We start from the raw sequence: 24,223 nt of genomic DNA on the forward strand, positions 1-24,223 counted from the left end.
TCACCGCCCTGAACCTGGGCACCACGGCCCCGACGGACCTCGCACCGTTGCGCACCGTCCCGAACCTGCGCTGCCTGGACCTCTCCCGAGCCGCCGCCACAGACCTCGCCGTCCTGACCGAAGTTCGTAGGTCCCCGGTCCGCCCGCCCGCGGTGACAGGGCGCAGTCGATCCTGGATCCGATCTGATTGATGGCGTAACTGGTCTCGGTACCAGCCAATGGCCCGTCGAGAAAGACCGCCGAACACACATTGATCTTGGGGGCGCGCACAACTGCGTCGAGCCCGTAGCGCTCGGCGAGATCCTCTGGCGTCAGGCTCGGGTCGACGAGTTCGGTTGCATCTCCGGGCAGGATCAACAGGTGACGGCCATCCGCACCCACCGGGCCTGCACTGAGGGTTCCATGTCGACTCGACATGGCGGTGTCGGTCTCGGCGTGTTCGTAGATCCAGCCAGCAGAGGTGTCGGGGGCTCGGACTGCTAGGTAGGTGTGTTTGGTGGCGGGGTTCCGGGGGCCCGCTGCTCGACCGGGCGGCCTCGGAAGCCAGCAGGCGGCAGCCCTGCCTGGTCGAAGCTCAACGATCTCGGTCCGCCCGTTGAACGGGCCACCGACGATCTCGATGCCCACGGTGTTGTTGACAGTCTCGCCTGACCAGTCTCACCGAACCTTGACCGACGGCGGTTTATCTCAATGAACTTTGACCGGGCGGTTCAGGGCGTCCTCGGTTCGTACGAAGGCTGCTGCCTCCAGCAGATACCAGCCGTCGATTTCCACTGCCAGCGGCTCCCGGGGCCGCCACCCGCGGGCGAGCGCCGCGTGGAGCAGAGCCCGGACCGCACCCGGTTCGTGGAGGTTGAGGGAGTTGCCCTCGACGTCGCCCACGTCGCCCGATCCCGTGGGGAAGCCGTCTGGGACATACCTGCCGGGGCCTTCGGCGAAGACGATGTGCAGCGGGCCGCCGGTGCTGGGCGGCTGCGGGTACAGCGTGAGGGTCTTGCGGCACTCTGCGGACTGACCATCCTGCAGCGGTCGGTGGTGGTGCCGGAGGGTCCACAGGTACACGTGTCCGTCGTCGACCAGTTGGCGGGGCTTCTTCGGATGGCGAGGCACGGAGCTGAGAGTACGCGTCCTACTCACAAGTCGCCCTGCTGCTTGCTCCGGTCAAACTTCGGTGAGACTGATCAAACTGCCTTGAGACGGGTGATTGATCTCGGGCTCCTCCTCGCGGCGTCGGCGACCGGGCCGCCGGTCAGTGTCGCCGAGGCCCGTACTCGCGCTGCGGCGCGAGTACGGGCACGCCGGAGCCAGGCCGTACGGCGGTGCGCTCACCCGGCCGCAAGCAGGTCGACCTGGCCGGGGCAGCCGCTCGGGCCGGCGCATTGCCGGAAGGGTCAACGGCGTTGCCGCTGGTCGGGTGGGCTACGGCAAGGGGCCGAGGTCGCCGTGGACGACGGTCTCGGTGATCAGGGGGCGGTCCCAGAGGGCGAGGATCTCGTCGGCCAGGGCCACGACGGGCCGCGGGTCCGCTCTCCCGGAGGTCTCGATGGAGGCGGCCAAGAGGCTGCGCGGGACCGCTCCGGCGTCCAGCAGGATCCGCCAGTCCCCGGGCGCGAGTTCGAGGAACTCCAGTCCGGTCAGTGCGGCGATCTCCAACGGGTCGGCCAGTGTGCCGGGGTAGGCCGTGAGCGTGCGCAGACGGGGCAGCCCGACGACGGGGGCGAGGCTGAGGGGCGTGCCACTCCATGCCCCGATTCTCAGGACTTCCAGGGCGGGGTGGGCGGCGGCCTCGATGCTCCCGATGCTCCGGTCGTGGACGATGGCCGTGACCGGCCGCTTGTCCCACCGGTGTCCGGTGTACCAGTCCCGTTCGGGGCCGAGGACCAGGTCGGTGAGCGATTCGGCCCACAGTGACGCGCCGATGCTCTGCTCGTGGTCGAGCACGATGACCTGGCCGAGGTGACCGCGGGGGCCGGGCGTCAGGTCGACGGCGACCATGTCGCCTCCGCCGGTGCCACCGAGAACGATCCACCCCGGAGAACCGACCAGGTCCTGTACGGCGTCGTCGGGTCCGGTGAGGACGGCCCCCGTCGCCGCGTGCTCCCAGCGGAAGTGCGAACGGTTGGACAGGTCGGCGACGGCGAGGTACTCCAGGGAGCTCAGCTCGAAGCCGACCGCGTTCCAGACCTGCTCCGCTGCCGCGTAGTCGTCCTGCCAGTCCTCCCACCGTGCGCGCGTCACCCGGTAGAGCGCCTTGACCTCCTCGGGAAGCGCGAGGCCCAGCCGCTCCTCCGCGGCGGCGATCTCTCCCTCGGTGGCGCCGATCGCATCCGGTATCCGCTCGCGCAGGGTCCGTTCCAACAGTGCCGCGTCCGCGGACGGGGCCGGCCGTGCCCCGTCCGCGGGTTCCGGCAGGCGGCGCCACGGCTCGGGAACCGCGCCCTCGACGAGGGTCAACGCGCCCACAGGGCCGCCGAGGCCACGATCGGCTGCCGGGCTGCGGTCGAACAGCCGTAGAACCGCCGCTCCGCTCGGCGGGATCTCCACGGAGAAGCCGACGTCGGCCACGCCGGCCCCGGCGAGCGTGTCCCGCACCCGTTCGATCGCATCGTGCTCCTCCTGGTTGTCCGACACCAGCAGGGCCCGACCGGGCGGCGGGTAGCGCCACTTCACGGGCACGCTGTACGAGCCGCAGCTGATATCGCCCGAGACCTGGCCGCCCGGCACGGCAAGCGCCTGCGCATTCACGGTCCGCAGGAGCCGCAGCAGCGGCTCCCAGGTCTCGAAGTCGTACAACGAGGACAAGTGGGCCTCCGATTGGTGCGGTGATCGCAATGGCGGCGATTATGTCCGCCACCTACGACAACCCCCCTGCCGGGGGCCGACGTGAGCCTCGGCCGGGCCGCGCACGAACACCGCCGGTCGACGACAAGGCCCGATCGCAGTTGGGAAACTGAGTCCCTACGGTCCCTTCACGAGGACGCCAAACCGAGACTGACCTGGACAAACGGCACACAACCGAAGGATCCAGGCACGGAGACGGGAAGCCGAGCAGCCCGGGCACCGCACTTCTCCCCCAACCCCGGGGCAGGGGCTGAGCCGAGGCCTTCGCCGCGGCCATGGGCCGCTTCGGGGTGTCGTCGGAGGTGCTGACGGACAACGGCAAGCAGGTCACCGGCCGGGGCCAACGCCACTACCTGGTCCGCTACTTCCTGAACTGGATCACGAGCCGCCAGCTCACCCGCGAGCTCTCCGTCCCCTCCATCCCGAGCCAGGAACCCCAGGACCTGCTCGACGAGGACGACCGACGGCCACTCCTCCAGCACTGCCCGACCGACGATGCCCCACCCACGGACGTCCGGGCAGCCGGCGCGATCACCCTGCTGTTCAGCCCGTCAACCGAACGTCTCTGTCACCTGACGCCCGGGCACCTCAAGTTCGGTGACAACCACACCCACCTCGTCGTGGGCCGCCACCCCGTGCTGCTACCCCTCGCGACTCGCCGGAATCCTGCGGCACCTCGCTGATCAGCCCCGGCTGCGGGCCACAGCTCTAACGATCCCGCCCAGGCCCTCGATGGCTCTTCCCGGGTATGGTCCGTGGCAAGCCGTTCTCGACGCATGGCATGACGCAGAAGCTGGGCCGCCAAGGCATCCCGGTTCGCACCGCCCGCAACGCGGCGCTGGCCGCCCTCGCTGCTGATCTCCCCAGCCCGATACTCGCCGACGTGACCGGGATGCACCGCCACACGGCGCTCCGCTGGGTCGCCTACGCCCGACGCGACTGGGCCGAGTACCTCGCAGCTCGAACCGAGGACCGAGGACCGACAGAAGGACAGACGGTGACCACCACGACCGGCCACAACGACCGGCGCACAGCCCAAGAAGTGCGCGAGTACCTGCTCACCCAGTTGAACGACGCGCTGCGTCGCCCGGGGATGTACGGCGGGGAGACGGCACTCAGGCTCTACCTCGACACCGTGGCGTTCGCGCACACCTCCGAACAGGCATGGCAGCGGGAACTGAGGGACCTGCTAACCCGCCGAGGATCCTCCTCCACCGGCGTACGCGGGGCCTTCCAAGATCTCTGGGGTGACACACACGAGGGAGCCGTGGCCTCGGTCTACGCCGAGATCGCACACCGTCAGGGATGGCTGCGACTCGACCGGACCCTCACCTCGGCTGAGCACGACGAGATCCGTCGTGTCAGCGAGACCTGGTGCCGCAAGGACCGCCTCCTCAGCGACGTCGTCACGGCGTTCGGTCAGCCCTCGGTCCTCTTCGGGGGGAACAACCCCAACTACCCCAAGACGCTGGCCTACGCGACCGACCGACGTGACGACACCCTGCTCTGCTTCCACCTCTGGAACACCTTCGCCCCGAGTCCAAGCTCGCCGTCGGCCTCCGTCCATGCCGAACCCGTCCTCTGGGCCTTCCGGGACAGCGGCACCCTGTTCACGGACGGCTTCACATTCACACCGGAGGGATCCGCCCGCCGCTCCGCGGCTATGCTCCCGGTGCATGACCGCCGACTCGCCTGAGTCCCCTGCACCGCTCCAGCACCCCGGGATCGCTGGAGAGCCGGCGGACGACGATGCGTTGATCGAGAAGCTGCGTACCCGGGCCTGGGATCCGGGGCGGCGCTTCGACACGGCGAGGGTACCGAGCTCCTGGATCGCGGAGCGCTACGGAGCTGACTGGTTCGACCGACCCAACCCGGATCCGCGGTCTACGGGTAGCGACGGGACGGTCCGACTCAGATCCTCAACCGCGGAAGTCGCCTCCTACTACGCGGACGCCCCACGCAAGCTGCTGTTCCCACCCGTCACCATGGCCGAGGTCGCGGACAGTGGGTTCGGTCCCGGTGGTGGGCTCGTCAGCCTGCGTGAGGCGAACCGGGCTCCGAGGCACCTGAGCGACTGGCCGTCAGCAATGAGCGTCCGTGAGCGCGATCGCACGGCGGGCGTACTGACGTCCTGGTTCTTCCTGACAGGCGGCGGCTGCACGATGTCCTGGTACGTCTCGTTGCTCGCCGACGACAACCCGGTGCTGCTCTACGACTGCGACGGCTGGGTTCCCGACTGGGGCGAGACCCCGCACGGTGGCTTGTCCTACGCGACGTCGTCGTTGCGGAAGTGGCTCTGGACATGGGCCGAAGCGGCGATATCTGGCGCGAGGTTCTGGACCAATGACCGCCCGCCTCCATTCCAGTGGAGTGCCGAGATCCGCGACTCGGCCGCACCGGACCGAGATCGATCGAAGGAATAGCACACGGTCGGAATAGCCCCCTCCCGCCAGTAGAGATCGCCGTCAAGGAGCGACGGAGGCGTCGGGTGCCGTCAGCGTCGATCCTCGCCATGAACACCGCCCGCCATCCGTCGACGGGCCCGTCGTCTTCCTCGGGCATGGGTACTTCGCTCCTCGGAGCATCCTCGGCCGACCACCGGATGCCGCTTGTCACGTCGCCCGCCAGGTCCCGGTGCCACACCGCTACCGCGGCATGGCCGGGCGCGGAGCCGCACGGGTCGGCTCCTGGGCGGGATCGTTCCCGTCTTCGCCGCCGACAACAGCGGGACCTGTATCCGTGCCCCTTGGCAGCCCCGGCAACCGCCCGGCAACCCTGGACGTCGCGGCATCGGCTCAGAGGAACCGGCTGGCGGCATTCTCCAGCCGAAGCCCTACTCTGGACGGCGCCAGGATGACCCGCCGGGGATTGGCCTACGGCTCCGACCAAGATGGGCGCCCCTCCGGCGGGAACGGACCGCTGGCGGCCGGCGAGGGCGGGCACCGCGCGACGTGCCAACGCAGGCTGAATGCGGAACTCCCAGACCTCTGGTCGGCCCGGCAGACGAACACCTCAGACACCGATCAGGTCGGGGTAGTGGCCCACGTAGGACGGGACCTTGCGGGTGACCGCCTCACGCGCGGGCACCCAGGCGACGGCCTGGCCTTCGTCGCCGAGTCGGATCGCCTCCTTCCGACGTCGTAGACGGCATGCAGTACGCGGGTCATCGCCGAGACCCGCTCGTACCGGGGACCGGGGACCGGGGACCGGGGACCGGGGACCACCCTCACATCAGTAATCCGGATCCCGGCCTCCTCACCGACCTCGCGTACCGCCGTCTCGGCCGAGGTCTCGACGCCCTCCCGTTCGGCTTCACCAAAGCACGGTGACGGTTGCTGGAAGCGCCCCACGGGCTGCCGGGGTTGGACCGGCGAAGCAGGCTGAATCGTGGGCACGGCTAGTACTCCAGCAGCCACTCCCTGCTGGCCCTGGGCTGTCCGCCAGAGGCAGGGGCGGCTCCTGCGGGCCGTGGTAGCAGCCCACAGGAACCCTCTCGCCTGACCAGTACCGGCTGTGTTCAGCGGGCCTGGAGCAGCTCGATGACCTGCATCGGGCTCTTCTCCAACGTGAACCAGTCGGCGACGACGACCCGGCCCGCGTCCTGGGTGAAGGAGAGCGCAGCCTCCAGGGCAGGCCGGAGTTCACTGCTCACCAGCTCCTCCTCGCACATGTGGAGCGGGTGCTTCGCCACCACGGCGTAAGGCAGACCGCGGGCCTTGAAGGTCAGCCCGGGCAGGCCGGTGTCGAGGAAGGCGCCCTTGTACATCTTCTCAAGGCCGGCCAGCGACTGGCGGGCGCGGTCGTCAGAGGTGCTGGCGAACCCTCCAGAGAGGACGGTCAGCAGATCGCCGGCCAGGCGCCAGTCGAGCAGGGGGTGGTAGGCCATGTTGGAGTAGTCGCGCAGGCAGCCGGGGCAGGAGGAGGTGCAGACGAGGGAGTGGTCGCTCTGCCTCAGCGAGTCCAGGTAGGCGTGGGTGGCCCGCATGTAGTCGGCGACGACCTGCGGGCTGCCGAGGTGCGTACTGAAACCTGCGCCGTTCTCCAGGGCGTCGGCCAGGAACGTGTAGGCGACGTGGCCGTCCGGATGTGCTCCGTGATGGATTCCGGCCAGGAGTTCCTGTCGGCCGACGTCGAGGAACTTGGCGGCCGCGCTGCGCAACAGGAACGCGAGCGAGTACCAGGCGGCCCGCCGACCGTGGCTGATGTCGCTGCCGTAGGCGGGGGCGGTGGGAGACAGGTTGAGCCGGTAACCGTGGATCTTGTCAACAGCGGACGTAGGACCGAGGAACAGGAAGTCCGTGGGCAGGACGGCCCCGAGGGCCACCTGGACCTCGTCGTCGCCTACCGGGCCGGCGCCCCTGACGGCGACGTACCCTCCCCAGCTGCCGGGTACGGGGCGCAACCTGAACAGGTCGCCGTTGTTGTCGTTGATGATGTAGCGCTCGCCCGGCCCGGAGTAGACGTGTGCCCCCTGCCAGGAGGTGAACCGGAGCGCTGGGAGGTCGGCGGCGGCCCGGGATGAGACGGTGCGCGGGGTCCAGGCGAAGACTCCGTCGAAGTCGCGCTGTTCGCTGGCGCTGAAGCCTGCGGGTTCCCCCAGGTCGACGACACTGTAGTCGTCCGCGCCGCAGACGGGGCAGGGCCCCTGGCCGGACGGCTCCTTCTCGACGTGGTTGCAGACCCGGCACAGTCCCACGGGCCGGCGGTTCTCCAGCGGGTCCGCGACAGGCCTGGGGCGGTTGGGCGCGGGCTCGAACTCGGTGATTCCGGTGACGGTGAACACCTTGCCGTCCTTGACGACTTCGCTGCCCGGGGCGAACTGTGAGAGCGACATGGCGATGTCGCGGTCGATCGTGTTGTCAGGCGGCCAGGGGAAGTTCCTCTGCGGGACCTTCAGGTACAGCTGCCTGACGCGGGTGGGGAAGCCGAACATGGGCAGCACGCCCGCGTGCGCGAGCCGCTCGCTGAGCTCCTCGGCGCCGGTGGGCTTGGCGGCCACGTCGGTGACGTCCTTCAGCAGTTTCTCCAGCCACTGACTGGTGAGGATGTCGGCCGGATCGAGCGGGGTGAAGGCGCTCAGAGCCTGTGCCGCCGCAGCCAGTACGCCGTCCTGCCGGCTGAACCACTCCCGGACGGCGGGCAGGGCAGCGGCCCATCCCCGGGCCTTGCCGAACTCGCCGTGCACGCTGCCCGCGCCCCCGTGCTCGTCGAGGCTGCGGAACGCGAGGCGCAGGACCTCAGCGGCCAGGGCCCGTTCCAGGATCTCCCGACGCTCAAGGGTGAGGTAGGGAGGCGGAGTGGGGTCGTTGGTGATGGACGACGGATTCGCGAAGTAGTGCTCGTCGTGGCTGCGCCCCCGGCAGACGGTCAGCGCGACCGCGACCGGGGAGGTCCGGCGGCCGGCCCGCCCGACCCGCTGCTGGTAGTTGAAGCGGCTGGGCGGCATGTTGGCCATCAGGACGGCGGACAGCGGTCCGATGTCTACACCGGCTTCCATGGTGGTGGTGACCGACAGGAGGTCGATCCCGTGCACGAGCGGGACCTCGGGCGGGTCGTTCAGGAAGACCTGCTGGAACCGGGCCTGACGGGACTGGGCATCGAGACGGTCCGTCTGGCCCGTCAGCTCGGCGCAGTTCAGGCGGAAGGCGGCACGGCCGCCGACTGCCTTCCAGGCGTAGTAGTCGCCCGCTTCCGGGTTCTCGTCGGGGTCCGGCTGCGCTGGGAGCGCGCTGTGGCAGCGCGTGCAGGTTCCGGCGCTTGGCGTGAGGTGTCGGCGCGAGCAGTGGCCGCACCGCCAGGAACGGCCAGGAGAAGGCTGGACGGCCGCCTTCCTCGGGTCGATGAGGTATTCCCTCACCGCGCTGCCCCACGCGGCCTCGGCGGCGTTCTGCACGTCGTCCGGGTGCATACCCCGGTGATCGGCGACGGCTTTCCAGTATTCGCGGAGCTGCGCCGGAGGCTTGTCCCTGCCGTCGCGGAGGAGATTGAACCGGCGCAGCTCGGCGAGGATCCGCAGGCTGGCCCGGCCGAGGCCGTCAGGGTCCGGGGCGGCTGGCGAGGGAGCGACGGAGCCCAGTCCGAGCGATTCGATATCGCGGCCGACACCGGAGAACAGGGCTTCGAGGGTGTTCTCCAGGAGCCCGTCCTCGGAGTTCAGCGCAGCCTTGCGGGCGTCCGAGGTTCCCGGCAGGAGCGCGGGGGGCTGATGGTCCCAGTCGAAGAGCTCGTGCCAGGGCAGCTCATTGACCTGCTGCACACTCGGCTTCGGGCCCGCGGGGTTGACTCCCAGGGAGAGCAGGCGCGTGTTGACGTGCAGCCTGGCCAGGGACTCGAGGGTCGGCGGAGACGTGAGCCGCGCTCCGGCCGCGGCCGCGTCGGCCTCGTTCTGGAGCAGCAGCGCCAGGCGCAGGGCGTCCAGAGCACTCTTGTCCCGCGCCCCGAGGCGTTCGAGCGCCGCAGCGCCTGCCTCGGACTGCGCCTGCGGATCATTGCGGATGGCGGCCACGTCTTCAGCGGCTTCGGCGGACTTTCCCAGCTCGTCCAGGGCAAGGAGCCGGACGAGGTCCTGGTAGTGCCGCAGGGCGATGCCTGCGGAGAGCTTGGCGGCGTCCTGCCGACTATCGGTGAAGACGATCAGCTTGCGCTCAGCAGGCTCGGCGAACTGCTCGGCGAGCTCGTCCGACAGCACCTGGTTGATCTTCTCGAAACCGGTCCTCATCGTCCGCACAGCCGATGCCAGCCGCGCGGGATCAGTGATGGGCCTGCGTGTGCCGCGCTTGGTGTAGACACGCTCCCAGTCGGCTCCACAGCAGGGGCTGCGGGTAGGGAAGGGCGGGAACGAGGAGAGCGCGTGCCCGGGTTGGCCGGTCTTCTTGTCGACAGGAGTGCTCACATGGAAGCTCCAGCCGGTGGACTTGGCCGCCCCGTTGGTCAGCAGCCCGGTGGCCGGGTCATAGGCACTGCGCCGGAAGGCGAACGTGACACTGCTGTTGTCAGCACTCCACTCAGCGTCGTCATCGGCACGCTGAGGCCCTTCGGAGGGCCAGTAGACGATGTAGTTCTCCGCCGACCGGTCTCTGCCGGTCTGGTCGGGGGCACGGGACAGGTCAGGGCTGTCAGGCAGCAGCACAGACCTGAACGCCTTGCGTTCGGTAGCGCTCTGCGGCACGTAGCCGCCGAGCATCGCCTCGCCGCAGGACTGGCAGTAGAGCAGCTCCAGGACGCGGGCGCCGCAGTCGCAGAACGTGCGCGGGACGGAGTAGATCCTGCCGACGGACCGCGAGGAGTCCTGGAAAGCGGCATGGACCTCCGGGCACCGGGGGTCCGAGCACGCCCACATGCCCGCCACGTTGCGGAAGAAGAGGTGGATCCGGATCCTGGGCAGACCGCTGACCCCGGCCTCCGCAGCAGCGCGGATGGCGGCCGCCGTCCCCTCCAGGGCCTTCCGGGCCTCTTCTGCGCTGCTGGAAGGGAACAGCTTCCCGGCAAGGGCTGCAGAGGCCATAGCCGGGGCGGACGGCCCCGTCGATCCGGCACCGAGCGCGCTGGCCAGCGCCTCCGCCGCGCGCGTCTCGGCGAGCAGCCCGGCTGCCTCAGCCGGATCAGGTTCAGTCCCCGAGTACCCCGCCAGCCTGGAGGCCGCGGCCGAGAGGTCCCCCGGGCCGGCGGCACGGGGCGCCGCCTCCCCGGAGATGAAGTGGAAGGACCCCTCCTCTGCGGCGAAGAACTCCTGCAGGAACCGGCGGTCCTTCCCGCGGGTCTCGTCCAGCGACGCGGACGCGGCGAGGATCCTGACCTTCTCGGGGCGCTGGCTCAGGCCGAGCCGGTGGAGGAGGTTGCGGACCAGGTACGCGGTCTCGGTCCCCTGCGTCCCCCGGTACATGTGGAGCTCGTCGACTACCAGGGTGAACCGGGCGTCGTCGTGGGAATCCAGCCACTGCGCGGTTTTGAGGAAGAAGTCTTCGTCGCGGCTGCGCTGGAGCATCACGCCGAGCATGGAGTAGTTGGTGATAAGGATGTCGGGGGACGCATCGTACATGTCCCACCTGCTGCGCATCTCCGCCCCGTCCAGGCGGGGGGCGAAGTAGCGGATGTCCTCCCTGCCGCTTTCGTCGGCGGCCTTACGGGCACGCTCGCCGCGGGCGGCGGTGGCCTTCAGGTAGCTGCGCAGCTCGCTGACAGCGAAGCCCCGGTCCCGGTGGCCGGTCACGGGGGTACTGCCGGTGAAGCGCCCGAAGTAGAAGCGGTGGCCGTTGCGGTGGCCGTCCAGCCACTCACGCGCCCGGTCGCTGTCCAGGGCCCGCCTGAGCCTGACGAGCTGGTCGTCCACGAGGGCGTTCATCGGGTAGAGGACCATCGCCCGGACAGCGGACGGGTGCCCGGTCTCACCCTGCCGCTGAGGGCAGTACTCGTCCGAAGCCCATTCCCACCACGGGCTGGGGCTTGCGGGCCCGCCCTTCCAGCCCCGGGACTCGCGCAGCAGGTCGGCCAGGATGGGCAGGAGGAATGCTTCGGTCTTCCCCGATCCGGTGCCGGCGGTGATCACCGCATTCCGCCCGGCGGCCATGGTGCTCGCCAGGGCCCGTTCCTGGTGGGTGTAGAGCTCCATGCCCTTCGCGAAGAGCCCGCACTCAGCGAACTCCGCCAGCTCGCTGGGAGCTCCGGCGGCCTTAGCCGATTCGGCGATGCTGTGCCCCGAGAGGGCGTACTCCGGCCGGAGCTCGACATGCGGGTCGGCGAATATGCCGCCGGGCTGGTCGAGCAGGGAGCGGCGCTCGGCCTGGAGGCCGTCATTGCGGAGCCGGAAGGCGGTGTCGTAGTAGCGAAGGTAGGCCTCGGCCAGGGCGTTGTGCGTGGCGAAGGCATCCAGGCCGGGCAGGGGCGTGCTCATGCAGTCTCCAGACGGCGGCGCAGAGTGCGGGCGATGCGGTTGGCGATGAAGAGGGGGACCCCGTCGTAGTGCTCCTCGCCTGCCATGCGCAGGCTTGCAAGCCCGGTGCACAGGACGGCGGCCCGTTCCTGGGCCAGCGGCAGAGGGGTCCTGCGGTCAACGGTCATTCGTCCCAAGGAGTTGGGTCCCGGCTCCCCGGCTCGGTCGGCCTTCCAGTGCAGAGGGAACGCTGCCGGGGGGACGACATGGTGGATGCCAGCTCTCCGGTCGACGCTGTGCCAGGTCTGCTCCGGGAACGGGGCGGGTGCGTGCAGGGGGCCGGGCACTGCCTGCCGCCCGGGCCTGTGCAGCAGCGCGTAGCGGTGCTGACGGCTGAACCGCGTGAACCGGTAGAGGCCGGGTACGGGCCAGCTGCTCCCGAGGTTGACGGAAGAGAACCGGCCAGCGACGGGATCGAACCGTTCGACTGTGCTGTCGCGCGCCGGAGGGGCTGCCAGGTCCCCCATGACGAACGCCCCGAGGGACCTGGCAGCGGACTGGGCCGCGCAGGGGACGGCCGCGACACCGGCGGACGCGGCGAACTCATGGAGGCGGGAGCGCTCTTCGTACTGCAGCCACAGGGGCGTCGGCAGCGGTATCCCGGACTCCTCGGGGCCCTGCGGCGCGGCCACCGCCCCGCGCGCCCGGTAGAAGTCCGGGCCGACGGGCCTGGCACCGGTGAGAACGGCGGTCTGGGTGTTCCCAGGCAGGTCCGTGACCTCGCACGCGTTGGCGCTCCACCGGCCGGTGCGCCAGTCGATGCTGACGGCGCCCAGGGCTTCGATGCGGCCGAGCCATTGGGTGACGGGTTTCCGCTCATAGCCGCTGGCCCACGACGCGTCACGGATGAGCGCGGCCAGAGAGCCTGTGCCCTGTTCTGCCATCCAGGAGATGAAGAGGTCCGGGTCAAACACGTGTGAACCCCCCACGCGGGAACTGGCTGAGCGCGGCTTCCCGGTAGCGCTTCCACAGTGAGGAGTGCGGGACGCCGGCCAGGTCGAGCAGGACGAGCCTGCTCCAGAAGTCCTTGGCAGCCCTGCTCAGGCTTTCGAAGGCCGGGGCCTGCGTCCTCAGCAGCGTGACGGCAGGCACGCCGGCCCCGGAAATGGCCACCAGCCACACAGCGTCGGGCGGCACCGTCACGCGGACCGTTGCGCCGCCGCGTAGGACAGGGGCGCGCTCCGTCCACCACACGGGCTCCGGAGGCCGCCCGGGGGTGAGGAAGTGGCCCCGCGCGGTGAGGAAGCGCACGTCGCCGTCCAGCGGGACGGCGACGGTTCCTGGTTGTGTACCGGGAGGTTCGGCCGGAGGGCCCTCCAGGGGCTCCGGCGCCGGCTCGAGGTAGAAGCCAGTGGCAGTGCCGTCGGCCGCGAGCACGTGCCGTCCCGGGGTGAGGCCCCTTCCCCGCAATACCGTCAGACCGTCCGCAGGAACGTCCAGGGGCTGCCCGTCCAACGTCACCAGCCCGGGGCCGCGGAGATCCTCGGGGACCATGACGTCCGGCTCCGCGCCCAGCAGGAAGAGCGAACGGTGCCGCCACTCGCGTTTCACGAGCAGCCCGTTGCGCAGGCTCACACGGCGCACCGTATGATGGCGGACATTCCCGACGCCGGACCGTGACAGGGCTGCCGCGAGTGCCTGCTCGTCGTCGAACCGCAGCTTGGGGGTGACCTGCCAGCCCGGGATCGGGACGCTCTCAGGGCGGCGCCACTGGTGGCCGGTATCGGCCAGAAAGCGCTGGAGAGGACCCTGGCCGGACTGGGTGAACAGGAACACGTACGGTTCGAAGACAGTCAGCTTGTCGGTTTCTGTCCAGCCTCCGGCGACAGGGTCTTCGCGCAGAGCGAGGACGGTGCGGCCGCCTTCAATGCATGCGTCGGCCTTCGTGCCGCGCGCGGTGAGCCCGTGCTGCAGGGCCCGGGCCATGTCAGGCACCACGCCTGAGAGCCGGTACACCTGGTCCGCCAGCTCGAGTTCGAGCGTTCCAGCGGGGTGCTGCAGGGAATCGCGGTCTACGCCGGACACGGCCTCTGCATGCCAGCGTGGCTCCCACCCCGTGAACTCGTCCTCGAGGACGACGCGCAGGTGTACCTGGAGCAGGACGCTGTCGGCGCGGCCCTGGGCAGCGGACCCGTCCCAGCCCTCGAGCAGGGTTACCAGCAAGGGCTGCAGGAGGGGGCTCTCCGCTTGGGAATCAAGTGCCTGGCGAAGCCTCTGCGACAACCCCTCCGGATTGAAGGTGCTCCACATCCTGAGCGCCTTCAGCAGCCGCGCACCGTCAGTGCTCTGGCCCGGCGACAGGCCTCCTGCACGGAAGAACCGCTGCAAGGCCGCATGGTCGGATGCCCTGACCAGTGCCTGGGACTGGGCGTACCCGATCTTCCTGTAGGTGGGGTTCTCCTTGATCGTGCTGAGGCCTCGCGCCCCGTTCTGATCCCGGAGCCACTCATCCAGGCACACCCACTGGCCGACCACGGTCTCGTAGTTGCTCTCGAGCGGCTTCCGGTGCCGCTCCCCGCCCCATTCGGGCCGGAGAACCTCGGCAAGGCGTGAGTAGTACGCGGGAGCCCCGGGTCCCGCTTCGGTCCGCTGCATCCTGGCGGCGGCTAGGACGGCCGCGGCGAGGAGCGGCAGGCAGGGGGGCGGATCCTCGCGCTTCCCGCGCCTCCATAGGCGGCAGCGGTCCGCGACCGGATCGTACGGGTTCCCGTGCCAGGCGAGCACGGAGCTGACGGCAGTGCCGAGGTCCTGGACCTCGGCCCCGCCCTGGAGCTCCCGCAGCTCGCTGTCGCTGATGAAGAAGAGGACCGGTGTATCCCTGCGGTGCTCGCCGAAGAAGGCGCTGGCCAGGCGGGCCTGCCACCACTCGTACGCAGCCCAGAGGCTGTTCGGCTGGTCGCCGAACTGCTCCCTCACCTGCTGGTTCCATGCCAGGGAGCAGCCCCGGCGGCAGGGATCGCGCCCCGGCCTCGCGCAGGCAGTCCAACGACCGCGCGCCTATGCATGAACAGCCCCCACCCTCAGGAAACCGTGCTGATGAGCAGACAGCACAGCTCAGATGTATCACTCTGCAGCGGTCTGTTCATAGTCAGATGCTTCAAGGAGGGGAGGCGGGTCCGGGTTGCCCCGGAGGCTTCCTCAAGACAGGCACGAACACGGTTTCCTGGATGTATAGTTGGAAGATTTACCCAGACCTAGGCGGACAGGCTGGGTGCCTCTCGCGTCGGGGGCCGACAGCCGCACGGCCTGAGTGCCCCTCACAGCAGTCCGGCGTCGACCGAGACGGTTGCCAGGCCCGCGGGGCCGTAGAGGTGGAGCACCAGGTCCTCGGCACTCCTGTCCACGGCGATGCCGTGGACAGGAGCACCCGTCAGAAGGGTGTGGACGAGACCGCCCGTGCGAGGGTTCCAGATCCCCACGCCGCCGGTGCCGCCGGAAGCGAGCAGCGTCGGGCCGCCGGGGACGGGCAGGCCCGTCATGGTGAACGTGTCCGGGGATTTCCACGCCGTGACCTGCGTCAGCGTGGCCACATCCCAGACCCCGATGTCCGTTCCGTTCGCCATCACCAGCAGCGGGCCGTCGGCGCCGGGCAGGGTGCACAGGACACTGCCGTGACCGCCCTTGTAGTCCCAGCCGGACAGCGTGCCGGCACGTGCTCCGGAGGCCGGATCGATGAGCGCGAGATGCCGACCGACGCCCGCGACGACCGCGAGGCCGCCGGACGGCGAAGGAGGCAGGGCGCCGAGAAGACGGACAGCGGACTTGCTGGTGTCGGCACTGAGCGGCACCGTCCTGGTCACGGACTGCCCGTTCTCATGGTCCAGGACCACTGTGGTGAGGTGTGGACCGCTGCCCGTGGCGGCCAGGGACACGGACATCGGCAGGCCCTCGGCGGTCCAGGCGACACACGAGGACAGGGCGGACTGGGACAGTTCCTTCCGGCCCGTCATGACCGACTGGCCCGACACGAGATCCCAGACGGACAGGTCGCCGTTCGGGTCGCTGACTGCGACCCGGGTCCTGTCAGGGGCCAGTGGCAGGACCTGCCCGACAAGGCCGGTCCCGATCCGCTTCAGCAGCCGGCCCGTCGTCGCGCTGTGGATGTCCAGTCCGCTCCGGGTCGCGAGGACGAGGACGTCACGGCCCCGGGTTCCACCATCGACGGGCAGAGACGACCTGCACAGGGACCACGTGGGAGCACTGCGCTGGCGCCGGTCCAGCGAGGGGCCCCGGTACACCGACTCCGGGAGTCCCTCCTCGTAGAGCTGCCCGCCGGGCCCGGGACCCCAGACCCGGATGCCCTCCGGGCCGGCGGACATGACCCGCGGCCCTACCGGGTCTTCCGCAACCGCTAGGGCATCTACGGACGACATCTCGGCTTCGAACGTGCGGACTGTGCCGTCGTCGAGCCCCTGAAGCACGATGCGGTTGCGCGCGACATAGGCGAACGCCGTCCCGCTGGCACCCGCCACCGCCTTGCTGCCGCCTTCTGCGCTGGATGCCGCCTGCTGGAGCGTGAAGGGATTCCACACCCGCAGGGGCACCAGCGGATTGGGGGACTCGGCGATCAGGAGGTCGTCTCGGTCCGGCCGGGTGACACCTACCAGGCCCGAGACCTGGCTGCCTCCGAAGGAAGGGCCCACCGTCGTTCCCGACGCCGGATCCCACAGACGGATTCCTTCCTCACCGCAGACAGCGACCAGGGCTCTGCCACTACCCGAGCGGACCACCGCTGTCAGCGACGGCTGCCAGCGGGCCGGCGCCCAGACCTGGCCGTACCTCTGGGCGATCTCATTCAGGAACCCGGGGACCTCGAACAGCCTGCCCGCGCGCGGCCTCCACAGGAACGCGCCTCTGCTGGTCAGGATGAGCAGCTTCCACAGATCCGGGCCATCCGCCAGGACGTGCACATCGTAGGTCCGGGGAACCGGCGTCTGGGCGATGGGCTGCCCGGAGACCGGGTCGAAGATCCGCACCTCGTGCTGGCCGGCGACAGACTGCCCCGCCGTGACGAGGAAGGTGCGCCCGCCGGTGGCCAGGATGGTGCACAAGCGGTGGACCGTCCCCGTGGCCAGGTCCGCGACAGGCTGGCCCGTTCCGGCGTCCCAGACCCGGACACCGCCGGCATCGGCCGCCGAAGCGGCCAGCTGGCGCCCGTCCGACGTCGGCACCACACACAGGGCCTTCGTCTGCCCCGGCGCGGGTGCCAGCACGTTCACGCGCGCCGCCCACCGCCCCCACAGGGGCCTTACCGGCAGCCCGGCCAAGGCGTCAGCCGGAATACCGGCCTCTCCGGCCAGGCCTCGTACGGCACGGAGAAAGGCGATGCTGCCCAGGCGAGAGGCGTAATCCGCGCCCCCGCCGGCGAACGGCTCGATCAGCGCCGCCGCCGTCAGGTTCTGCCGCTCGGGATCCCCCGCCGGAAGCGGCAGAGCGAGGCGGGCGCGCAGCGTTCCGGAGGACTCCTGGGCCAGGAGTGCCACCGGCACCTCAGCATCGGCCAGAACGCCCCCGGCGTCAGCATGGTGCAGCAGGTACCTGCGCACATACGGGTGTGCCGGATGCGGCAGGGCCTGCTCAACCAGCTCCGCGAGTGCACGGGCGATCGCGGATTGCGCCGCCGCGAGCGCGTGCGGCCCGTCCGGGTTCCCTCCGCCGCCAGCTGTGGCTTCTGGCGCCAGCAGGACGGTGCCGCCGGTCAGCAGGAGGTCGGTCAGCCGCTGGTGCACGGGCCGGTAGACGGTACGGGCATCCTCCTCAGCACTGGCGAGGTATCCGGTGAGACGGCTGGACCGGAGGGTGCGGATGGCGTGGTCGGCCGCGTCGGTGTCCGTGAAGCCGGGCCCGTACGCCTCTGAGGCCAGTGCGGTAGTGACTGCGGGCCAGACCTCCGCCCATGGAAGCCCGGCCCCCGGCGCGAACGCGGTCGCGCGCAGCGCGGCGACCAGAAGGCCGCCGTCCATTCCCTCAGCGCAGGCGACGGCCTGGATGTCCTCGCGCAGGAGCCCCGTGGTGCCGTCGGCGAGGCGCTTCAGCCAGCCAGTCTCGTCCAGGTCCTGGCACGCGTCGGCCGTCCTCAGCTGCTCGGCGGCGATCCGGGCGTCGAGGAAGGACGGCGCGACCGCTTCCGCGATGTGGCGTGCCGCCGCGTCCGCGGCCTCTTGCGCCCCGTGGTACGGGCTGGCCTGCAGGGCGCTCAGCAGCGCGGCGGTATAGGCGGCGATGTCACCGGTGCAGTCAGGCCCGTCGGTGCGCAGGACCTGCGAAGGGATGCCTTCTGTGAGCAGAGCGCTGCCAAGCCGCTGCAGCAGCTGGTCGGCCCGCTCGTCCCGCAGGGCCGTTCCTGACGTGTACTCACCGCTCGAGGGCGAGCTGCGGACACCGACCACGAGACGGACGGCCCGATTCGTACCGCCGGTGGAGAGCCGGGACAGCGGGATGATGACATCGCCGACACAGGCCAGCGGATCCTCGGCCTCGTCCAGTGCGTCGATGACCACGCTGACGGTTCCAGCGGCTCCGGAGGCCCTGGCGGACAGGAGGCCGAGCAGGCTCTGCAGTGGGAGCTCGCCGTCGCTGGGAGCACCGCCGAGCGCGGACAGCAGCTCCTCCACGACCACTCGCGCAGACTTGTTCCGGGCCAGGACGGCGACGTCGACTGCCCCGGGGGCCGGCCGCAGCTCGCCCGGGATGCCCGCCACCACTGCCGCGTACTGCGGGTCGGCCGTGAAGCCGGCATCCGCCAGCGTCACCAGGCGCGCCAGAAGGGCTGATTTCCCAGAGCCGGCGGCCCCGGTGACCACCAGGACGCCGACGCCCTCCCGAACGAAGGAGACCATGTGTGCCATCGGCTCAGCCCGCCCGCTGAAGTACCAGCCGGGATCGTCCTCCCCGGCCCGCCCCGAAGCCCGCTCGAGCCAGAACTCCTCCAGCGAGCCCGAGCCGAGAGCGAGCTGGCGCAGCGCGGGACCGGCCACACTCTGCACCGGCCGGAAGCGCGGATTGGGCAGGCACGCGCTCGGGGCACCGCCGCGCGAATGCGGCACGATCCACTCGGCGCCGACCAGGGCCTTCTCTGTACCGTCCTCATCCAGGCCGACCTGGTGCAGGAGCTGCTCGAACTCCGCGAACGACAAGTGGGAGCCGGTGTAGCCGGAGGCCTCGTCGCACATCCGCTCGTAAGCCAAGGCCACGCGCCGGGTGAAGGAACCCACCAGCGGCTTCTCATAGTGGTCGCCGGCCGTCACGACGGCGGTCCCCTTGTGGCTGTGGCGCTCGTCGGACAGGTCCTGGAACATGCTTGCGAGCTCGGCACGGAGCGTGCCGGAGTAGCACGAGTCGACGAGCACCATGACATGCTCGGACTGACTGTCCAGGACCGCGGCGATGAGCTCGCTCGTCGGGAACCCGGTTGCCAGCAGCCGTTCTTCATCCGTCGCCGGAAGCTTCAGGTAGTGGCGCTGGGCCAGGCGGCGCAGCCCGTGGCCGGTGACATACACCACCACGGCCTCCTTGTAGCTGGCCGCTGCCAGCTTCTGGTCGTGCAGGAAAGCGCGCAAGTCGTCCACGGAACGAGGAGAGTGCTCCGCCCTCACGACTTCGAAGCGGCGGTCGTCGCCGAGCCCGGGGTCAGCCAGCCAGCCAGTGATCCGTTCTACCTGGTCGGCAATGGCCTCCGTAAAACCTTCCTGCCCGTCGTCGTAGTTGTCGACCGCGATGACAACCAGCCGCCTGCGGATGATGCCGTCAAGTTCTTCCGCGCTCAACCCCGTTCCCCCCTGTCCGGCCGTCAGCCTAACCCGGCCTGTACCGGCCGCTGCCGCCTGGCTACGATCAGCCGCCTACATGCTGAAGGCAGCGAACAGGGGGAGCATGAGCGTGCTGCAGATCGTCGGAGTGCACGGAATCAGGCAGGGAGCGGGAGCGACCACGGAACGTCTGAGCTCCAGCTGGCAGACCACCATCGACGGTGTCCTGGCCACCGCCTCGCCTGACGTGCCCCGGGTCGCGGTGACCGTTCCCTCCTACCAGGCGGTCTTCCCCCGGACTCCGACCCGCTTCATCAGGCTCGGCGGCCCGGAGACGGACTCCTTCTCGCAGGACAGGCCCATCGGGGAAGACGAAGAAGCCTTCATCCTCGAGGCACTCGCGGCTTATGCCCCCTCCGCCGCGGAGGAGACGTCGCCCGAAGCGGGTATGACTCTCGGAGGAGGCCCCCTCACACCGCGGATCGTGAGCAGGATCCAGGCCGTGGACCGGAAAGTGGGCAAGGGCGTCACGGACCGCTTCCTGTGGCTCGTCCGCGAGGCGTACACCTATCTGCGCCACGAGGAGACGGCTGACGCCGTACGCGCAGAAGTCGCCGGGGTCCTGGCGCAGACGGGTGCGCGTACGGTCATCGCCCACTCCCTCGGCAGCGTGGTGGCCTACGACCTGATCAGCCGCGGCGAAGCTCCCGACGTGACCACGCTTGTGACATGCGGCTCCCCGCTCAGCTGGCTCGTCGGCCGCAAGGGCAACCACTCAGAGGGCAAGCCGCTCAGCGTCCCCGCCGGGGTGGAATGGACAAACCTCTACGCGCCGAAGGACTACGTGACCGGATGCGCCGGCCTGTCCCGCCTGGCCACCGGCGTTACGGACATCGCGGTGAGGACCGGGAGTTCCTTCCCCTCGTCCCACGATGTCCACCGCTACCTCGACACACCGGCTATGGCCAGCCTTATCGTCAAGAGCTCTACGGCCTGACAGGCAGGTCTGGTACAGAATCCCGACACCGGCTTCAAGGCCGGGCGCGTGAAGCGAGTTGCGTTGCCTCACGAAGCACGACAGTCGGGCGGTCCAAACCGGGCCAGGTCCGCGGGCTACCTCTGCCGTCACTGCTCACCGGAAGTCGAACTCCTGCCGTTGGCAGCCGTTCTCGAGCAGACCGCTGTGCCATCTCCACGTGTTGAACTGCCGGAGGCCTCACGGGTCCGGTGAGCTGGCCCGACACGGCATCGGCGAGGAACGACACGCCGAGTGGGGCGCTGGACCAGCGAAGGGTCGCACGCCTGATGCGCCAGGCCGGCACCGAAGACGCCGCCAACGCACCACGATCCCCGACCCCCGCGCCGCCACCCGGCCGGACCTGGTCCTGCGCGACTTCCAGCCCCACCCGGCGGCCCTCGCTGCGCGCTGGTGCGGCGACATCACCTACATCCCCACCGACGAGGGCTGGCTCTACCCGGCCACCGTCATCGACATCGCCTCCCGTCGCGTCGTCGGCTGGGCCACCGCCGACCACCTGCGGACCGAACTGGTCGCCGGCGCCCTACGGGCCGCCTGCCACACCCGCCGCCCGACCGGGCCGGTGATCTTCCACCCCGATCGCGGCTGCCAGTACACCAGCCGTGAATTCGCCGACCTGGCAGGCGAGTTCGGAGTTCGGCTGTCGGTCGGCCGCACCGGCCAGTGCTGGGAGAACGCACTCGCCGAGTCCTTCTTCGCCACCCTCAAACGGGAGCTGCCGGGCGACCGCCCCTGGCCCAGCCGGGCCGCAGCACGGACCGCGATCCTCGAGTGGGTCGAAGCCTGGTACAACATACGCAGGCTGCACAGCGGCCTTGGCTACCGCAGTCCCGCCGAATTCGAGACCGTCCTGACGGCCTGACCACCACACCAACGGTGTCCGTCAAAGCGGAGCAAGCTCAGCGCAGGCGACGAACGTTCGCCGAGCAGATCCAGGATCTGACGTTCCGGCACGCGCGCCGTACGACCACCCTCACCACCCAGCTCACAGACATCGCGCTGTTCCTGGGCGGACGGGCCGGAGCCCGGCTTGCAGGCCGTCTTGCCGTGACCACTGGGCGGGACACCCAGCTCCGTCTCATCCGTGCGCTACCCGTCCCGTCGTCGGGACTCGTCCCGCGTCTGGGCGTGGACGAGTTCGCCGTCCGCCGTGGTCGCACCTACGCGACAGTCCTCGTAGACATGGACACCCGCCGACCGGTCGACGTGCTCGCCGACCGGACCGCGAACACCTTCGCCGCCTGGCTGCGCAACCATCCCGAGGTGCGGACGATCTGCCGCGACCGCGTCGGCTCATTCCGCGACGGCGCCAGCACAGGTGCGCCACAGGCCCAGCAGGTGGCTGACGCCTGGCACCTGCTGCACAACCTCGCCGAGGCAGTCGAGCGCGTCGTTGGCCGCCACCGCGCCGACCTGCGCGAACCCCTCACCGTGAGAGAAGACCAGGATGACGCGCTCCGTTCTGCAGCCGCCGGCTCGAACGAGCTGGACGTCCACGGCAGGCCGCGTCTGTTGGTCGCCCAAACTCGCGAGTGCCACCAGCAGATCCACGAACTCATCGAACGCGGCAACAGCCTGCGTACCATCGCCCGCGAACTCCACCTCAGTCGCGGCACCGTCCTACGCCTCGCAAGAGCCGCCAATGTCGAGCAGCTCCTCATCGCCGCGACCCACCGCCCCAGCGTGATCGACGACTACCGGCGCTACCTGCACCACCGGTGGATGGAGGGCTGCACCAACGCCGCAGCGCTCACCAGGGAGATCCAGCAACTGGGCTACCTCGTGACGTCAACACTGTCAGCCGAGGTAGACAACGCGCTCCGGCTCGCCGGGCTTCTCCTCCACACACCCGCGGGGGTCAGCCGCGCTCGGCTCCGGTCCGCTCGGTGTTCGCCGCCTCCTCCCCGCACGAGCGGGGGTCAGCCGCGGGGCGTGACCTACGCCGAACGGTTCATGAGCTCCTCACCGCAGCCGCGGGGGGTCGGCCGCGGCGCCTGTTCGCGGCAGTCGCCGAATCGGACTCGTCTCCGCAGCCTCGGGGGTCAGCCGCCGCCTAACATGGTCGCGGCAGCACACTTCGCCTCCTACTCCCCGCACCCCCAGGGGTCAACAGCCCTCGGCGGTCCTCCACATCGCCCGCTCCTCCCAGCACGAGCGGGGGTCAGCCGCCGCTGCTGACCGCGTCACCGCGGTCGGTGGCTCCTCACCGCACCCAGCTCCCTGCCCAGGGTGCGGTTGTCGCCGCCAACATACCCCGCGTCGGCAACGAGATCGCACGAGCCGCAGTCGAAGAAGGCGATGCAGGGGCCAGCCGACGCAGGCCCAGTCATACCCGCAGGTCTACACACTCCGCCGACCGTCGGCCAAAGCCGACCTTGTCCGGCGCCGCAGGCAGGCCCGGCTCCCACATTGCCGTCAACGCCCGTCGCCGATCACACGGAGTGTTGACGGCAACAGATTCACAACACCCCATCTCTTGCGAGGCATTCCAGCACTACTGGGATGAGGCGGCATCAGCAATTCATTTGCGATGCCAGCATGCCGCCTCCTACCATCGTCACCCAGACGGCCAGACAACCGCACTGGCCGAGAGGGAGGAAGCCGACATGTCCGTGGAACTGGATACCGACCGCCCGCTACCCGCGCCCGACGACCCGGTCATCGAGACCCTCTTCGCGAGCAGGGAGACGGCGGCCGCCTGCGCATTCCTGCTGGAACGACGCGAAGACCCGCCGACGATGGCGCAGTGGCTGGAGCACTCGCAGCAGAAGTTCGGCAAGTCCAACGTGCATAGCCAGCGGCGGCTGCGCGAGGTACGCGACCAGTTCGTCGTCCCCTCCCAGCGCCCGCCGGGCGGCGGCGCCCCGGTGTACCAGATTGAGGGATGGAGGAAGATCCCGGCTGGCGGCAAGATCGACTCCAAACTGCAGGCCGAGGTCTTCGAGCGCAAGGGCCGCTTCTGCCGGATGTGCGGCGCGACCCCGCCGGATGTGAAGCTCCAGATCGACCACATCGTGCCGGCGGCCTGGGGCGGCAAGACCGTCCTTGAGAACCTGGAGCCGCTCTGCGAACCCCACAACCGGGGCAAGCAGGCGTTCTTCGCATCAATGAACAGCTACGGCGGCGCCCTCGCCCGCGCCATCCCCCTCAGCACCCCCTGGGAGCGAATCGGCGAACTCCTCAAGGCCTTTCACGAGAAGGGCGAGTCCGTCCCAGTCGAACTCATCGAGGTAGCCGCCCGGGACACCAACAAAGGCGACCCCACCAAGCGGCTCCGCGAGCTGCGCTTCGTACTCGGCTGGGACATCGTCGCCCGTCGGGCGAAGAAGGAAGGCATCACCGCCGTCAGCTACGAACTCATCTCCTGGAAGCCCTGGCCCGCCGAAGGGCCCGCCGAAGCCGTCAACCGGTACGAACGCGAACGCAAGCGCCGCAAGGCCGAGGAACGCACAAGCTCTGACTGAAGCGCTCCGACAGCTCGCGGGAGATCCGAGCCGCCGGAGTCAACCACTCAACCCGCCGACCGCCGACCGCTCCGGCCAGACGCCTGGACGTGATCGCCCCGGGCCTGAGAAGCGATTCCCAAACCGAAGGTAGGGTCACGTTTTCCCAGGTGAGGTATGTGGCCGTCTGTCGGTAGGCATGCTCGTGCCGTCGTGTGGGTGC

General features: G+C 69.8%; 14 protein-coding genes. 8 read left to right on the forward strand and 6 right to left on the reverse strand.

Annotation, left to right across the window (positions count from 1 at the left end; all coding sequences use genetic code 11):
• The coding region (locus ACFWXO_RS38420) for a hypothetical protein (protein WP_380530060.1) at positions 1 to 191 on the forward strand (191 nt) is incomplete at its 5' end.
• Positions 192 to 687: 496 nt separating this feature from the next.
• On the opposite strand, the gene ACFWXO_RS38425 is transcribed toward ACFWXO_RS38420, so the two are convergent.
• Both ACFWXO_RS38425 and ACFWXO_RS38430 read right to left on the reverse strand, forming a co-directional pair.
• Positions 688 to 1,110, reverse strand: a complete 423-nt coding sequence (locus ACFWXO_RS38425) for a hypothetical protein (RefSeq protein WP_380530062.1) — start codon at positions 1,108 to 1,110, stop codon at positions 688 to 690.
• Positions 1,111 to 1,419: 309 nt separating this feature from the next.
• A complete protein-coding gene (locus ACFWXO_RS38430; protein WP_380530065.1) occupies positions 1,420 to 2,802 on the reverse strand; it encodes an SMI1/KNR4 family protein in 1,383 nt (460 codons plus the stop codon).
• A gap of 314 nt (positions 2,803 to 3,116) precedes the next feature.
• Here ACFWXO_RS38430 and ACFWXO_RS38435 point away from each other — a divergent pair, with 314 nt between their 5' ends.
• From ACFWXO_RS38435 to ACFWXO_RS38445, 3 genes are all read left to right on the forward strand, one after another.
• Positions 3,117 to 3,524: a hypothetical protein gene (locus ACFWXO_RS38435; RefSeq protein WP_380530068.1), complete on the forward strand. Its 408-nt coding sequence runs from the start codon at positions 3,117 to 3,119 to the stop codon at positions 3,522 to 3,524.
• Positions 3,525 to 3,622: 98 nt separating this feature from the next.
• Entirely contained in the window at positions 3,623 to 4,537 is a 915-nt protein-coding gene (locus tag ACFWXO_RS38440; protein ID WP_380530070.1) for a hypothetical protein, read from the forward strand.
• Entirely contained in the window at positions 4,518 to 5,264 is a 747-nt protein-coding gene (locus tag ACFWXO_RS38445; protein WP_380530073.1) for a hypothetical protein, read from the forward strand. The genes ACFWXO_RS38440 and ACFWXO_RS38445 overlap by 20 nt, the downstream gene beginning before the upstream one ends.
• A gap of 1,094 nt (positions 5,265 to 6,358) precedes the next feature.
• Here ACFWXO_RS38445 and ACFWXO_RS38450 read toward each other — a convergent pair.
• The 4 genes from ACFWXO_RS38450 to ACFWXO_RS38465 form a co-directional block, all read right to left on the reverse strand.
• On the reverse strand, positions 6,359 to 11,731 hold the full coding sequence (locus ACFWXO_RS38450) for a DEAD/DEAH box helicase (protein WP_380530075.1): 5,373 nt from the start codon (positions 11,729 to 11,731) through the stop codon (positions 6,359 to 6,361).
• Positions 11,728 to 12,684: a hypothetical protein gene (locus ACFWXO_RS38455; RefSeq protein WP_380530078.1), complete on the reverse strand. Its 957-nt coding sequence runs from the start codon at positions 12,682 to 12,684 to the stop codon at positions 11,728 to 11,730. The genes ACFWXO_RS38450 and ACFWXO_RS38455 overlap by 4 nt, the downstream gene beginning before the upstream one ends.
• The gene (locus tag ACFWXO_RS38460) at positions 12,677 to 14,686 is read right to left on the reverse strand and encodes a hypothetical protein (RefSeq protein WP_380530081.1); all 2,010 of its coding nucleotides are present in this window, start codon (positions 14,684 to 14,686) and stop codon (positions 12,677 to 12,679) included. The genes ACFWXO_RS38455 and ACFWXO_RS38460 overlap by 8 nt, the downstream gene beginning before the upstream one ends.
• A gap of 341 nt (positions 14,687 to 15,027) precedes the next feature.
• Entirely contained in the window at positions 15,028 to 19,536 is a 4,509-nt protein-coding gene (locus tag ACFWXO_RS38465; protein WP_380530083.1) for a hypothetical protein, read from the reverse strand.
• 112 nt (positions 19,537 to 19,648) lie between these two features.
• Here ACFWXO_RS38465 and ACFWXO_RS38470 point away from each other — a divergent pair, with 112 nt between their 5' ends.
• The 4 genes from ACFWXO_RS38470 (at position 19,649) to ACFWXO_RS38485 (ending at position 24,021) form a co-directional block, all read left to right on the forward strand.
• Positions 19,649 to 20,515: a hypothetical protein gene (locus tag ACFWXO_RS38470; protein ID WP_380530086.1), complete on the forward strand. Its 867-nt coding sequence runs from the start codon at positions 19,649 to 19,651 to the stop codon at positions 20,513 to 20,515.
• A gap of 199 nt (positions 20,516 to 20,714) precedes the next feature.
• On the forward strand, positions 20,715 to 21,419 hold the full coding sequence (locus ACFWXO_RS38475; protein ID WP_380530088.1) for an IS3 family transposase: 705 nt from the start codon (positions 20,715 to 20,717) through the stop codon (positions 21,417 to 21,419).
• A 14-nt stretch (positions 21,420 to 21,433) separates the two neighbouring features.
• On the forward strand, positions 21,434 to 22,735 hold the full coding sequence (locus tag ACFWXO_RS38480) for a transposase (protein WP_380530091.1): 1,302 nt from the start codon (positions 21,434 to 21,436) through the stop codon (positions 22,733 to 22,735).
• A 428-nt stretch (positions 22,736 to 23,163) separates the two neighbouring features.
• A complete protein-coding gene (locus tag ACFWXO_RS38485; protein WP_380530094.1) occupies positions 23,164 to 24,021 on the forward strand; it encodes an HNH endonuclease in 858 nt (285 codons plus the stop codon).
• Positions 24,022 to 24,223 lie beyond the last annotated feature (202 nt).

The sequence above is a fragment of the Kitasatospora sp. NPDC059088 genome, from assembly GCF_042738155.1.
GTDB lineage: Bacteria > Actinomycetota > Actinomycetes > Streptomycetales > Streptomycetaceae > Kitasatospora.

What these genes read in the sequence shown, in the direction of transcription:
- ACFWXO_RS38445 (WP_380530073.1), top strand. Translation starts at nt 4,518, where the DNA reads ATGACCGCCGACTCGCCTGAGTCCCCTGCACCGCTCCAGCACCCCGGG.
- ACFWXO_RS38485 (WP_380530094.1), top strand. Translation starts at nt 23,164, where the DNA reads ATGTCCGTGGAACTGGATACCGACCGCCCGCTACCCGCGCCCGACGAC.
- ACFWXO_RS38435 (WP_380530068.1), top strand. Translation starts at nt 3,117, where the DNA reads ATGGGCCGCTTCGGGGTGTCGTCGGAGGTGCTGACGGACAACGGCAAG.
- ACFWXO_RS38440 (WP_380530070.1), top strand. Translation starts at nt 3,623, where the DNA reads ATGACGCAGAAGCTGGGCCGCCAAGGCATCCCGGTTCGCACCGCCCGC.
- ACFWXO_RS38450 (WP_380530075.1), bottom strand. Translation starts at nt 11,731, where the DNA reads ATGAGCACGCCCCTGCCCGGCCTGGATGCCTTCGCCACGCACAACGCC.